At 43.6% G+C, this 14,451-nt stretch carries 13 protein-coding genes; 12 read left to right on the plus strand and 1 reads right to left on the minus strand.

What is annotated here, in order from left to right; all coding sequences use genetic code 11:
* Positions 1–300 precede the first annotated feature (300 nt).
* The 4 genes from ACZ5O6_RS05595 (at position 301) to ACZ5O6_RS05610 (ending at position 6,881) form a co-directional block, all read left to right on the plus strand.
* Complete coding sequence (locus tag ACZ5O6_RS05595) at positions 301–1,791, plus strand: Fic family protein (RefSeq protein WP_447090842.1); 1,491 nt, start codon at positions 301–303, stop codon at positions 1,789–1,791.
* Between the two features lie 458 nt (positions 1,792–2,249).
* Complete coding sequence (locus ACZ5O6_RS05600; RefSeq protein WP_447090843.1) at positions 2,250–3,557, plus strand: S1C family serine protease; 1,308 nt, start codon at positions 2,250–2,252, stop codon at positions 3,555–3,557.
* Positions 3,558–3,588: 31 nt separating this feature from the next.
* The gene (locus ACZ5O6_RS05605; RefSeq protein ID WP_447090844.1) at positions 3,589–4,563 is read left to right on the plus strand and encodes an FHA domain-containing protein; all 975 of its coding nucleotides are present in this window, start codon (positions 3,589–3,591) and stop codon (positions 4,561–4,563) included.
* A 212-nt stretch (positions 4,564–4,775) separates the two neighbouring features.
* Positions 4,776–6,881, plus strand: a complete 2,106-nt coding sequence (locus ACZ5O6_RS05610; protein ID WP_447090845.1) for a PAS domain-containing hybrid sensor histidine kinase/response regulator — start codon at positions 4,776–4,778, stop codon at positions 6,879–6,881.
* 42 nt (positions 6,882–6,923) lie between these two features.
* On the opposite strand, the gene ACZ5O6_RS05615 is transcribed toward ACZ5O6_RS05610, so the two are convergent.
* Positions 6,924–7,724, minus strand: a complete 801-nt coding sequence (locus ACZ5O6_RS05615; RefSeq protein WP_447090966.1) for an inositol monophosphatase family protein — start codon at positions 7,722–7,724, stop codon at positions 6,924–6,926.
* A gap of 229 nt (positions 7,725–7,953) precedes the next feature.
* On the opposite strand from ACZ5O6_RS05615, the gene trmJ reads away from it, so the two are divergent.
* The 8 genes from trmJ to fdx all read left to right on the plus strand — a co-directional run bounded on the left by trmJ (position 7,954) and on the right by fdx (position 14,436).
* Complete coding sequence (trmJ, locus tag ACZ5O6_RS05620; RefSeq protein ID WP_447090846.1) at positions 7,954–8,796, plus strand: tRNA (cytosine(32)/uridine(32)-2'-O)-methyltransferase TrmJ; 843 nt, start codon at positions 7,954–7,956, stop codon at positions 8,794–8,796.
* A gap of 110 nt (positions 8,797–8,906) precedes the next feature.
* Positions 8,907–9,398 (plus strand): Fe-S cluster assembly transcriptional regulator IscR, encoded by a 492-nt coding sequence (gene iscR / locus ACZ5O6_RS05625; RefSeq protein WP_447090847.1) that lies wholly within the window; start codon positions 8,907–8,909, stop codon positions 9,396–9,398.
* A 48-nt stretch (positions 9,399–9,446) separates the two neighbouring features.
* Positions 9,447–10,661, plus strand: coding sequence for an IscS subfamily cysteine desulfurase (locus tag ACZ5O6_RS05630; protein WP_447090848.1), 1,215 nt, complete (start codon positions 9,447–9,449; stop codon positions 10,659–10,661).
* A 78-nt stretch (positions 10,662–10,739) separates the two neighbouring features.
* On the plus strand, positions 10,740–11,123 hold the full coding sequence (iscU, locus tag ACZ5O6_RS05635) for a Fe-S cluster assembly scaffold IscU (RefSeq protein WP_447090849.1): 384 nt from the start codon (positions 10,740–10,742) through the stop codon (positions 11,121–11,123).
* A gap of 51 nt (positions 11,124–11,174) precedes the next feature.
* Complete coding sequence (gene iscA, locus ACZ5O6_RS05640; protein WP_447090850.1) at positions 11,175–11,498, plus strand: iron-sulfur cluster assembly protein IscA; 324 nt, start codon at positions 11,175–11,177, stop codon at positions 11,496–11,498.
* A 66-nt stretch (positions 11,499–11,564) separates the two neighbouring features.
* On the plus strand, positions 11,565–12,104 hold the full coding sequence (gene hscB, locus ACZ5O6_RS05645; protein WP_447090851.1) for a Fe-S protein assembly co-chaperone HscB: 540 nt from the start codon (positions 11,565–11,567) through the stop codon (positions 12,102–12,104).
* A gap of 14 nt (positions 12,105–12,118) precedes the next feature.
* Complete coding sequence (gene hscA / locus ACZ5O6_RS05650) at positions 12,119–14,047, plus strand: Fe-S protein assembly chaperone HscA (RefSeq protein ID WP_447090852.1); 1,929 nt, start codon at positions 12,119–12,121, stop codon at positions 14,045–14,047.
* 50 nt (positions 14,048–14,097) lie between these two features.
* Positions 14,098–14,436, plus strand: a complete 339-nt coding sequence (gene fdx, locus ACZ5O6_RS05655; RefSeq protein WP_447090853.1) for an ISC system 2Fe-2S type ferredoxin — start codon at positions 14,098–14,100, stop codon at positions 14,434–14,436.
* Positions 14,437–14,451: the final 15 nt, after the last annotated feature.

Genomic DNA, 14,451 nt, shown 5'->3' on the forward strand with positions numbered 1-14,451 from the left:
TAGAATTTATCTGTATCAAAGATAGTTTTTGTCGTGGTTGCGGCGATGAGGTCTGTGATAATGAAAAACAACTTATGCGGGCAAACATGAAAGAGCTAGCTCAAAATAACTTATCATCACTAATTTTGTGCATGGGCTTCGTCTTAGCTGTCATCGGTAGTTTAATGTTGTTTAATGCATAACAAGTGGGTCAAATGTATTCCAGCCACAAAAAAACGTGGCTTCCATCGGACGGCAAAAACCGTCGCCGTTTACCAAGGCGTTATGCAACATGAATTACTAAGTGAGATAGAGATAAGTATGGAATATTCAGCAATTGAAGATTTGCCCAAAGCAAATGACTTGGATGACCTTTCTTCTTCTGAGCTCACCGCACTTGGTAAATTGTGGCAGGAAAAAAAGGGGGAACTTGAAAACTCAGGGGAATATCAGCATTTTATTAAAAAAATGCAGCGTGAATGGGCAATTGAAACCGGCATAATAGAAAGGCTCTATTCTTGGGATCGCGGGGTCACTGAGACATTGATCGAACAAGGGGTTGATTCTTCCCTAATAAGTCATGGCGGGGGAATCAATCGAGAAGAGGCTGAAAATATAGCAAAGATGATCAATGACCAGCAAGGCATTGTTGAGGGGCTTTTTGCGTTTGTTAAAGGCGAGCAATCTTTTTCCGAGCACTTTATACGCTCTATGCACGAGCAGCTGACAGCTCATCAAGATTATACTGAAGCACTCACCCCAGAAGGTAAGTTAGTTAAGGTAGCTCTACTCAAGGGAAAGTATAAGGAACAACAGAACAATCCTAAAAGACAAGACGGAACAACCCACGAATACTGCCCCCCGGAACTGGTAACAGATGAGATGGAACGTCTTGTGAAGCTTTATTTAGCCTATGACGCGGATGGAGTTCCTCCTGATGTTCTTTCTGCCTGGTTACATCATAGATTCACCCAGATACACCCTTTTCAAGATGGTAACGGGCGAATAGCAAGAGCTATTGCTTCCCTTGTTTTTTTAAAGGCAGGGCTTTTCCCGCTAGTCGTCAGGGATTCTGATCGCGAAAGTTATATTACGGCTTTAGAGAAAGCAGATGAAGGAGAACTGGCTTTGCTTGTTAAGTTGTTCGCAAAAAGACAACGAGACTCAATTCTTTCAGCTCTAGGTATTCAGCAGCAGGTTGAGCAGGCAAAACATTCGGAACAGATCATCAGTAATGCTATTGCTCTGCTTACTAAGAAATCTAAGGCTGAAAAGGAACAGATAAACTCGGTATATGATGTATCGGCAAAACTACAAGAGAGAGCTCGGGAAAAATTATCTGAAATACAGAGTCGGCTTGATTCTCAATTGAGGTCAATTCAAACGAGAAATAATGAAACGTATAACGCGAGTTTGAAATGCGCTAAGGATGGCGATCTAGCAAGTTACTATTTCCGTAGACAAATAATTGAAATGGCAAAAATGCATGACTATTACGCTAACTCTGATCAATACAAATCATGGTCTCGACTAATAATTTACACGGAAAATATATTTGAAATTGTATTCAGCATTCACGGACACGGCCATGGAGATAATGGAGTTATGGTCGTTTCTGGCTTTACTTTTGAAAAGGTACCCTCAGAAGAAACCAATACTGGCACTGAAGCAACTAATACAAAACCAAGCAATCGAGATATATTTCAGTTCAACTATCTCGAAAGCGAAGAAAATATTTTTAAACGATTTGATGAGTGGCTGGACGAATCGGTAACTTTTGCTTTGGCGGAGTGGCAAAAATCTATTGCATAACAAGGCGCTGTACACGGACAATTTTACGTTGCGCCCCAAATTTCCGGTGAGCGCGGCGTTATGTGATTTTGAAGTGGAGTGCGTAGATTGAGGAAAGAAGACATTCAGAAAGAGATTTTGACTCTGTCTATTGCGCAGTGGAACCTATCTTTTGGTGGTACTTCGGCTTTAGATATATGCGATAAAATTTCAGGGTCAAATGACAACCAAAGGGTCAGGTTTCTTGAAGTAAACCCAAGAGCGGACGGCACGGTAATTTTTGATACCGCTCATACCATCGAAGATATCGCAACCCTCTAATCGGCCCATCAACTTAAAGGGACTAACCTATCTTCCACATTAATACCAGCATCACCCATACCAAAACCCACTCTCTACATATAGCTATTGCTTATTGCGCCACTATCGTTAGTATTGCCAGCTACGTTTATCACGCAGTATTAATTTAAAAGGTATTTATGGTGTTTGTTTGTCGTTACATGGCGGTATTAGCTAATGTTTTTGTAGTGGTGGGGTGTTTGGGTACTTCGCTGTACGCCTGGGGTGTGGAGACTCAGCGTAATGAGGCTGATGATGTATTTCAGCAGTTTTCTCAGTCTATTTTTCAAGTGCAAATTATTAATGTGCAGTCGGGTAGTCAGTCGGCGATTGGTTCTGGGTTTGTGGTTAAGGGTGGTGAATTAATCGCTACTAATTATCATGTTATTTCTGAATTGATTGATAAGCCTAAGCGCTATAAAGCGCAAATCCTCAAGGGGCGACAAGCTGTTGAGTTGCAATTGGTTGGTTTTGATGTGGTTAATGATCTGGCTATTTTACGTACACTTGATAAACAAGCTATTGGTATTCCTCTGTTGTTATCAAGCCAAGCCTTAAAAAAGGGTGAGACTTTATTCTCTATTGGTAACCCGCACGATATTGGTATGACAGTCGTTCAGGGGATTTACAATGGCTTAGTTGATCACCGCTTTGTCGATTCTATTCATTTTAGTGGTGCCATCAATTCAGGGATGAGTGGTGGGCCTACGCTTAATCATAACGGTGAGGTGGTTGGGATCAATGTTGCATCATCGGGTAATCAAATCGGTTTTTTGGTGCCGGTTAATAAGCTGTTTACCTTACTGCAGAAACCTGAATATGACGCAAAGGATAATCCACATGATTTGATAGCCAAGCAGGTGACCAGCTTTAGTGATTCGATGATTAAGGAGTTGCTCAAGAATGAATGGCCCAAAGATATTATGGGTAAAGCGGAGATTGTGGGTAAGTTGTCAGAGCGCTTGGAGTGCTGGGGCGATAGCGAACAAAAAGAAGCGCTGGGTTTAGAGTTTGTGAGTAAGGGTTGTAAAAACCAAGATCGTATTTTTATTCACCGGCAATTTGATATGGGAAAAATTGAGTATGAATATCACTATACAACGTCACATAATTGGAGTTCATTAGCTTTTTATCGGTTTATGCAAACTAAGATTACGGGAGCGACACCGATTAACCGTGTTAATAAAGAGAGTGTTAATAACTTTACTTGTGAAGTCACGGTTGTGGGTGATCAATCGTCTAATGGCACGGCGGGTAATAAAAAAGTGAATTACTGCGTGCGTTCTTATAAAAAAATTCCTCATTTATATGATGTATTTTATCTAGCGACAACCATTGATAAAGATAATAACGCAATGATGGAGCATTTTACCTTGTCGGGAGTGACACAGGCATCTGCCAGTCAATTTTTGCAACGTTTTACAGGAGCGCTTTCATGGATACGTTAATAATGTGGCGCTTTGATATGGGAATGTTGATATGGGAATAGTGATAGAAGTTCTGAACCTTTCAGGTCATGTTGTTGAGCGTCATGTGGTGAATAAAAGTGCGGTGTTGCTAGGGCGAGCTTATAGTAACGATGTAATTATTGATGACCCTTATGTTGATGCTTGTCATCTATTGATTTCTCTTAACGCTATACCAGAAGAAGGCGGTCAACATGCCATATTTTCTGTTGTGGATCAGGGATCTTTAAATGGTGTTTTTAACGATCAGAAAAAGTTGCACCCTCGTGAGTTTACGGCGGATGAAGGCCAGGTTGTTATAGTTGGTAATACGCGCTTACGTTTATTGACTATCAATACCACAGTCGCGGCTGCTCGCCCATTAATTGCGGCTTCTGTTACTCGAGAGAAGCTTTTATCGTGGAAATTATTGTTGGCGTTTACTGTTATATCGGCCATATTTGCATTGCTTGACGTGTCTTTCTCTAACCCCTTATTGGAAGATAAAACGGGTGAGTATTTTTCTGTTATTTATGTCTTTGTGTGTGTATTTGTTCTGGCTGGGTTTATCGCACTTATTGGTCGGGTATTACACAATGATAGCCGTATTGTTATCTATAGTAATTTATTACTCGTAGTACTAATCGCGACTTGGGTCATCGAGTGGGTTTTGCTATTTGTGTTTTATAGTCTCAATACACCTATTGCTTACCAGTGGATTTCTGCTTTGCTTTATACTTTGGTTATCTCATGGGGTTTGTTTGTTGCGTTGCAGTGGTGCTCGAAGTTGACCGCAAAAACACGTTGGCTCATATCATCTATTGCGCCGGTACTGGTCTTGGTGAATCTTTCTTTACCTCTTTTAGATACTCAAGCGGTTAATTTTTATCCTCCTTACGACACCACATTGCTGCATCAATCCTTTTATTTGGGTTATACATCGACATCTGCTGAATTTTTGGATAATACACAAGCCTTGTATAATAAGCCCAATATCGACTCTAAATAACGGCTCTTCTTTATTAAAGCGCGAGCGATTATGCTCGCGCTTTAGCTTTCGTGGCTCTGCATTAATATTTCCTACTTTATGTAGGTTAACGCCAGTAGTCGATTTATTCGTATTCCCCCCCCGTTATCATACCTATGTTGTAAAAACGATTATTGTAAAAGTGATAGCTATTGATTAGTGTATTACCCAATAAGGATATAGAGAGAACAATAATGAGTTTATGGTTACCTGAAGACAAGATTCTTGAAGACTCCCCCGAGGTGTTGCAGCAGGCGTTGGCGCGCTATCGCCGTGTGCTGGATGGCAGTGGCTATGCATTTTGGGAGTGGGGTTTACACGATAATAGTTATAGCTGCGGTGGGAGTTTTTGGTCGAAGCTAGGCTATATGACGGTCGATGAGGCGGTTACTTGTGTTGAAAATGTACAGGAATATGTTCACCCGGATGACTTTAAAATGGTGTCGGAGGTGGTGCTTAACCATCTGCGGCATGATACGCCAATTGATATGGTGTATCGCATTAAGGCGAAGGATGGCAGTTATTGGTGGACGCAGGCTTGCGCGAGTTCTACCCGTGATGAAAATGGCCGTGTTACCTATTTGTCGGGGGTTAACTTCGATTTATCTCATCTTAAAGATACCGAGAAAGCGCTGCGCTTATCGGAGGCTCGTCACGAACGCATTTTAGCGGCATCGAATGATGGTATTTGGGAGTGGTCGATTGATGCCAACAATGAGGACGGTTTGTTCCATACCTCTCATAGTTGCTGGAAGCATTTGGGGTATACCGAAGAAGAAGTCGATTCTTTGCCTGAAAACGAACGTTTGTCGATTTGGCGTTCGCATATTCATCCAGATGACTTGCGCGATGCGCGTCGTGCGATGAAACGCCACTTTATTTTAAAAGAAGCCTTTGATGTTGAGTATCGCATGTTCGATCATGAAGGTAATATTTTTTGGATGCGTTCGCGTGGGCAAGCGATTTTTAATGGAGCGGGGCGAGCCATTTTGATGTCGGGTATTAATATTGATATTACTGCCTTAAAAGAAGCGGAAGAGCGGGTACGTCGTGCCAAGAATGAGGCCGAAAAAGCCAATAATGCGAAGTCGATGTTTTTATCGAGTATGAGCCACGAGTTGCGTACGCCGTTAAATGCGATTATGGGGTTTTCGCAATTGGCAACCAAAAATGATGCTTTGTCGAATCAAGACCGAGGTAACGCACAACAAATTTATTCTGCGGGTGAGCATCTGCTACGACTGATAAACGATGTGCTCGATTTGGCGCAAGTTGAAGCGGGTAAGGTGAGTTTGCAGCCGGAGCCTGTGCATGTGGTGAGTTGTATTAATGAATGTTTTGCGCTGGTTGCGCCTCTTGCCGATGAGCGAGGAATACGATTACACCTTGGTCATCGCGCTTGTGACGCCATAACGAATCAGCAAAACGATGATGACAGTTATGTTTATGCAGATAGTATGCGTTTAAAACAGTGCCTGCTCAATGTGATCAATAATGCGGTGAAATATAACGTTGATCATGGTGATGTGTTTGTGTCGTTGGCGAAAAAACAAAAGACATTGCAGATTACTGTACGAGATACTGGAAAGGGCATCCCTGCCGATAAGCAACAGCAATTGTTTCAACCTTTTAATCGTTTAGGTGCCGAGCACTCATCGGTTGAGGGTAGTGGTATTGGCCTAGTAGTGACTCAGCAACTATTGAAGCGCATGAAGGGAGATTTGGTGTATCAAGATACTTTGCTTGTGAGCGATAGTGTAGATACTGTTAACAGCGATCACACCACAGGTGCCGTGTTTATTTTAACGCTCCCACTATTCGAGGCAGATGATACGGAGGTGATTAATACAAGCCGCCAGACGAGTCGCCATGAATTGCAGACAATCGAATCGGTGGTGCTTGATGAGTTTCCTCGACAGCAATCGGTTGTTTATATTGAAGATAATTTGCCGAATATCCATTTAATGGAAAGTTTGCTCGCTAACTATTCGCAACTTAGTTTGCGTTGTTATTCTGATCCGCTTGTGGGGCTTCATCAAATGCGACAGCAATTGCCCCACCTAATTTTATTGGATGTTAATTTACCGCATGTTAGTGGTATTGAGCTGGTTGAGTTGCTGAAAGCAGATGCTCTCACTGGGCACATCCCTGTGATTGCCTTATCTGCGAATGCGATGCCGTTTGATATACAAAAGGGGAAGGGGGCCGGTTTTGATGAATATTTAACAAAACCGGTGGACATTAATGCGTTGTTATCAACGTTAAATACTTTTCTTTCTAAGCGGCATATTGCCGCTTGAGCACTTTGTTAACCTGCCAATGCAATGCTGGCAGGTTAACAATTACACGTCGCGCATATGCCTGCCAACGATTTGTAATAAAGGTTTAAAGACTTTGGCTGACCCACACACAATATTGCCACTTTCTAGCATCTTGTTGCCGCCGGTAAAGTCACTGACAAAACCACCTGCTTCTTGTACAAGTAAGATACCTGCTGCAATATCCCAAGGCTTTAGATTCATTTCCCAGAAACCATCGTAACGACCCGCCGCGACGTAGGCTAGATCAAGCGAGGCAGAACCCATGCGGCGTATGCCGGCTGTTTTTCCTGCGACGTCCTTCATTGCCGCTATATAGGCATCAATATGTTCGTAAGCATAACCATTAAACGGAATGCCGGTTGAAATGAGTGCGCCATCGAGACCGGCGCGCTTGGTCATGCGGATACGGCGATCATTTAATGTTGCGCCTTTGCCGCGGCTAGCGGTAAATTCTTCGCGCTTGCTCGGGTCTAGAATAACGGCGTGTTGTAATTTGCCTTTATAAGAATAGGCAATAGAAATAGCAAAGTGGGGTATGCCATTGATGAAGTTGGTGGTGCCGTCGATAGGGTCAATAATCCATTCGCTATCTTTATCTTCTCCTTCAATATAGCCGCCTTCTTCACCATGAAAGCAGTGAGTGGGGTAGGCTTTTTTTAGGTGATAAATCACCTCTTTTTCTACCGCACGATCAACTTCGGTAACAAAGTCATTGCGATCTTTTAATTCGATCATTTGAGGGCCGCGATGTTGAGTCGCTTTTTCAAGCACTAATGCAGCTTTACGGGCGGCACCAAGTGCAACGGTAATCATGGGTTCCATAGAGGGAGTCTCGATAGCAAAGGGAAATGTCAAAAAACAGCACCGACGCGCGTTCGGTGTTATTGGTGTGTACGGTTGTACACGAGGGGCGCAAGTATAACGGATGCGCGTTACGCTGTGTAGCAAATAGTTTTAATTGGGGGCAGGTCTGTTAAAATGCGCGCGCTAACAATATCGCCCTTGGGCGTATGTGTAATTAATCCCCCCCTTTAATGACCGAGTTTTATTTATGTCAGATGATCAATCGGTGTTATCGCCGCAATCGCTTCATGTTTTGCAATCTGTACGCATCGTATTGGTGAATACTTCTCATCCGGGCAATATTGGTGGTGTCGCGCGCGCGATGAAAAACATGGGTTTGACGGAGCTCTACCTTGTTTCTCCTAGAGATTACCCCTCGGATAAGGCGCTATGGCGAGCGTCTAATGCGACCGACGTGTTGGAGTCGGCTAAAGTGGTTGAGACCTTGGATGATGCGATTGCCGATTGCGGGTTAGTGATTGGCACCAGTGCGCGTTCGCGTCGTATTCCTTGGCCATTGGTGACGCCAAGAGAGTGTGCCGATCGTAGTTATCATGAGGCGGCTACCCATCCAGTGGCGATTGTCTTTGGGCGTGAAGATAGAGGGCTAACCAACGAAGAGCTACACAAGTGCAACTATCATGTGCATATTCCTTCAAACCCCGATTATAGCTCGCTAAATTTAGCGGCGGCGGTTCAGGTAGTAGCCTATGAATTACGAATGACATGTTTAAACAATCAACAAGGTAAAGCCATTCACTTTGATGATTGGGATATGCCGCCCGCTAAAAATGACGCCTTGGAACACTATTATGAGCATCTTCAGGCCACACTCGAAAAGGTGGGCTTTCTTGAACCGGATAATCCACGACAAACAATGACGCGCTTGCGCCGCTTATATAGCCGTGTGCGCCTTGATGAAATGGAGCTAAATATCTTACGTGGCGTATTAACGGCTATGCAGAATTTTGTTTTTCATACGAACAAAAAGCTAGATCAGTTGGTCAATGAGAAGAAAGAGTCGGACGTTCAAGAGGGTGTAAAGCCTTAGCTTTGTATTAACCTAGTAAAATAGTCGGTTATTTACTTGACTGAAATAGTCGGTTATTGCACACTTAGCGTATAACAGTATAGAGAATTAATACTCCAAAGGGTTTTGTTATGCGTTTAACCACAAAAGGCCGTTATGCTGTCACAGCAATGCTAGACCTCGCTATCCATAGTGATGCGGGTCCAGTAAGTCTGGCTGAGATATCAAAACGCCAAGAGATTTCTTTGTCTTACCTTGAGCAGCTCTTTTCGAAGCTACGTAAAGCCGATTTGGTGGCGAGTATTCGTGGCCCAGGTGGTGGTTATAAACTCGGCCGAACACTCGATACTATTTATATTGCTCAAATTGTTGATGCGGTTAATGAATCAATTGATGCGACTAACTGTGGTGGCAAGGGTAATTGTCAGCAGGGTGAAGTGTGCTTAACACACCACCTATGGTCAGATTTAAGTGATCAAATACATCAGTTTTTGAGTAGTATTAGTTTGGCAAATCTCGTTTCAAGGCGCGATGTTAGGTCGGTGTCTGAGCGCCAAGATAATCAGTTTATCGACAATGCTATGAACAGTTTAGATGTTATTCAATCATCACAAATTGCTTAATATTCAGTGTGTTAAAGCCATTATTTAATATATTACCTAGAGAGAATTATGAAGTTACCTATATATTTTGATTACTCAGCCACTACACCTGTTGATCCCCGCGTTGCCCAAGTTATGATGGATTGCCTAACTATCGATGGCAACTTCGGCAACCCTGCATCGCGCTCGCACTTTTTTGGCTGGAAGGCTGAAGAAGCCGTAGAAACTGCGCGCCAGCATGTCGCCGATCTTGTCGGCGCTGATGCCCGCGAAATCGTTTGGACAAGCGGTGCGACAGAATCAAATAATTTAGCGATTAAGGGTGTTGCTCAATTTAATCACAAGCGTGGCAAGCATATTATTACCTCCAAAATTGAACATAAAGCCGTACTTGATGCCTGTCGACAATTAGAACGTGAAGGTTTTGAAGTAACGTATCTTGACCCGGACAATCAAGGCTTGATTACTCCAGAGCAAGTGGCGGATGCCATACGTGAAGACACAACGTTAGTCACCCTTATGCACGTGAATAACGAAATTGGTGTGATTAATGATATTGGCGCGATCGGTGACGTTTGTCGCGCTAAGAAAGTGTTGTTTCATGTTGATGCTGCGCAAAGCACCAATAAGTTACCGATTGATGTTGAGTCAATGAAAATTGATTTAATGTCTTTCTCTGGACACAAATCTTATGGGCCGAAAGGTATTGGAGCATTATTTGTTCGTCGTAAACCTCGTGTGCGTTTAGAAGCACAAATTCATGGTGGCGGACACGAGCGTGGAATGCGTTCAGGCACATTAGCGACTCATCAAATTGTAGGGATGGGTGAAGCGTTCCGTTTGGCTAAACTCGAATTACAGCAAGACCACGACCATGCACTTGCCATGCGTGAGCGCTTGTTGGCTGGTGTTAAAGATTTAGAAGAAGTGCATGTGAATGGTTCGCTAGAGCAGCGTGTGCCGCATAATTTAAACATCAGTTTTGCTTTTGTAGAAGGTGAGTCTTTAATTATGTCGCTTAAAGACTTGGCTGTGTCGTCAGGTTCGGCTTGTACATCGGCAAGTTTAGAGCCCTCGTATGTGCTTCGTGCTTTGGGTTTAAATGATGAATTAGCGCATAGCTCGCTACGTTTTAGCTTTGGTCGATTCACCACAGAAGAAGAAATTGATTACGCCATTACTCAAGTGCATCAAGCCGTGAGTAAGTTGCGTGAATTATCGCCGTTATGGGATATGTATCAAGACGGTGTTGATTTGAATACTATTGAGTGGGCCGCCCACTAATTTTTGAATGATTGATAAAATGTAAAGGCTGCGGCCTGTTAACCCAACAATACAGTAAGAAAAGTAGAGGATAGAAGCATGGCTTATAGTGAAAAGGTAATTGATCATTACGAAAACCCACGCAACGTTGGCAAAATGGATGATAAGGCTGATAACGTAGGTACTGGCATGGTCGGTGCGCCCGCGTGTGGCGATGTGATGCGCTTACAAATACAAGTGAGTGACGATGGCATTATTGAAGATGCTAAGTTTAAAACTTATGGCTGTGGATCGGCAATTGCTTCTAGTTCTTTACTGACTGAGTGGGTAAAAGGTAAAACGCTAGACGAGGCGAGTGCGATTAAAAATACAGAATTGGCTGAAGAGCTAGCCTTACCTCCAGTGAAAATTCACTGCTCGGTACTAGCAGAAGATGCGATTAAAGCTGCAGTAAATGATGTGCGTCAAAAGCGTTCTAATTAATACACTTTAGTGGTTATAGGTTTCAGTCGTTTTAGGTAGGGTGAAAAAAATATGGCAATATCAATGAGCGATGTGGCCAAGCAACACATCGGCAAGCAAATTGAAAACCGGGGCAATGCGCTAGGTATTCGCGTAGGTGTGAAGACGGCGGGCTGCTCCGGTCTTTCTTATGTGTTGGAGTTTGTTGATGCTTTAGATGAAACCGATCATGTCTTTGATCAAGGTGAATTTAGCTTGGTGGTTGATCCTAAAAGCTTTATTTATCTCGACGGCACCGAGCTTGATTTTGTGAAAGAAGGATTAAACGAGGGTTTCACGTTTAAAAATCCTAATATGAAAAACGAATGTGGTTGTGGCGAAAGTTTCCACGTCTAATTTGACCTAATAATTATATTGCCGGTTCTGTGATGGCGCCGGCTTTTTTATGTCTATATTATTGCTATGAATTTTACACAAAATTACTTCGACCTTTTTAACTTGCCTATTAACTTTACAGTTGATAACAATCGACTCGCGGCAGCCTATCGAGATTTGCAAAAACAGTTTCACCCAGACAAAGTCGCAGATAAGCCGGCCAGTGAGCAACGCATAGCGGTGCAATTTGCTGGTTTTATTAATACGGCATATGAAACACTGCGTTCGCCAGTATCTCGCGCTATTTATATGTTGGCAGAAAAAGGCTTTTCTATTGATGAACAAGCGGCGACGGTGAGCGACGGCCAGTTTCTTTTTTTGCAGATGGAGTGGCGCGAATCGCTATCTTCGATTATTTCATTGATTGATAAAGATGAAGCGGAAGAGCAGTTGGAGCAATTAGAGCAGCAGGTTAATCAATCGTTTAGTGACTTCCAGCAAATATTTGATAAGCAATACAGTGACGAAGCATTCGAAGCGGCAAAAGCGACGATTGCAAAAATGCAATTTGTGGCAAAAATGCTAGCAGAAATAGACGGCGCTGAATCCACAATTTTTGATGATTAAATACGTGATTTATTATGGCATTACTACAAATATCTGAGCCGGGGCAATCGCCTGAGCCTCACCAAAATCAAAGAAAGCGTGCCGTCGGAATTGACTTGGGTACGAGTAATTCATTGGTTGCGTCGGTGCAAAGTAGCGGTATTGATGAGGTTGGTGATGGAGGGGCCGCGCTGGTGGCGCATCATGCTGATGTTTTGAGTGATGCGCAGGGGAAAGTATTACTTCCTTCGGTCGTTCAATATAGTGCGGGATCATCACAAGCCATTGTTGGTCAAGCGGCAAAAGATGCGGCGGCCACAGATCCAATGAATACGATTGTTTCCGCTAAACGTTTGATGGGGCGTCATGGTGATGAAGTGGCTCAAGCTGCATCCCACTTTCCTTATGATTTTTTGAAGCGCGATGACGGTGTTGTATCTATTGCAACGGCGCAAGGTGCCAAGACACCTGTTGAGGTGTCGGCCGAAATACTTTCGGTATTAGCGCAACGTGGCAAGCAAGCCTTAGGGGGCGAGCTTGATGGCGTTGTTATTACTGTGCCTGCATATTTTGATGATGCCCAGCGCCAAGCGACTAAAGACGCAGCTCGTCTTGCGGGTTTGCCGGTTCTTCGTCTATTGAATGAGCCAACGGCTGCAGCAGTTGCCTATGGTTTAGATAAAGCGGATAACGATGATAGTGTTATTGCCATCTATGATTTAGGTGGTGGCACTTTTGATATATCGCTACTGCGTTTATCGAAAGGTGTTTTTGAGGTGTTGGCAACAGGGGGTGATTCTGGGCTTGGCGGCGATGATTTTGACTATGCCATTATGCAATGGCTATGCGAATCGTTAACCATTGATGCCTCAGCACTGAAGCCGGAGGAGAAGCGTCAGTTATTGAATCTTGCTTGTGAGCTAAAAGAAGCGTTAACCACTTGTGATACTCATAGCGTATCGTTTGGTGGGCAATCAATCAGTTTAAGCCGCGAGCAGTTAGAGAGTATCATTGATCCTCTAATACAAACTACTCTGCGGGCTTGTAAGCGTGTGTTACGTGATGCTGATCTCGATAAGCAAGCCATTAATCATGTGGTTATGGTGGGTGGTTCCACTCGTAATTTGCGGGTTAGGGAGCGTGTTGGAAATTTCTTTGAGCAGCCGCCACTTGTAGATATTGACCCAGATAAGGTTGTTGCAGTAGGTGCAGCTATTCAGGCTGATATTTTAGTGGGAAATAAGCCTGATAGTGATCTGCTGTTGTTGGATGTATTGCCTCTGTCTTTAGGGTTGGAAACGATGGGTGGCTTGGTTGAAAAGGTCATTAACCGTAATACGACCATCCCTGTCGTAAAGGCGCAAGAGTTTACGACGTTTAAAGATGGCCAAACTGCCATGTCTATTCATGTGCTTCAAGGAGAGCGTGAGTTGGTGGCCGACTGTCGTTCGCTAGCCCGTTTTGAATTACGCGGTATTCCGCCGATGGTCGCTGGGGCAGCGCATATTCGAGTGACTTTTCAGGTAGATGCCGACGGTTTGCTCAGTGTTTCTGCGATGGAAAAATCAACGGGTATTGAATCTTCTATTGTCGTGAAACCTTCTTATGGGCTCGATGATGATAGTATTGCGCAAATGATCACCGCCTCTTTCGAGCACGCTCAGAGCGATATTGCAGCGCGAGCTTTGCGAGAGCAACAAGTCGAAGCCGGTAGAGTAATTGAGTCGTTGCAAGCGGCACTGGAAGATAATGGTGAGCAATTGTTGAATGCTGAAGAGTATCGGCGTCTTGTTGATGGTTTGTCTGAGCTTGCCGCTGCGAGTCAGCAGGCAGATGCGCAAGCAATTAAGCGACTTATCGATAAGGTGGGCGAAGAGTCAGAGGTTTTTGCGGCTAAGCGCATGGATGTCAGTATTAAGCAGGCATTGGCGGGTAAAACATTAGATGACGCCATAACGGACTAGCAAAGTATCAGTAGGTGAAAACCTGCACATTATTTTAAAGAAGAGAGACTATGACTAAAATCGTATTTTTGCCACACGAAGAGATATGTCCAGAAGGTGCTGTGATCGAAGCTGAAAAAGGCGAGAGCATTTGCCGGGCGGCGCTAAGAAGTGGGCTTGATATAGAGCATGCCTGTGAAATGAGTTGTGCTTGTACAACCTGCCATGTAATTATTCGTGAAGGCTACCACTCGCTGGAAGAGGCGGATGAATTAGAGGATGATTATCTCGATAAGGCCTGGGGTTTAGAGCCTGATTCTCGATTAAGTTGTCAGGCATTGGTGGCTGATGAGGATCTGATTGTGGAAATTCCAAAATACACGATTAATATGGTTTCTGAAAATCACTAGTCTATATTTTTCAAT

Source organism: Eionea flava (assembly GCF_055393785.1).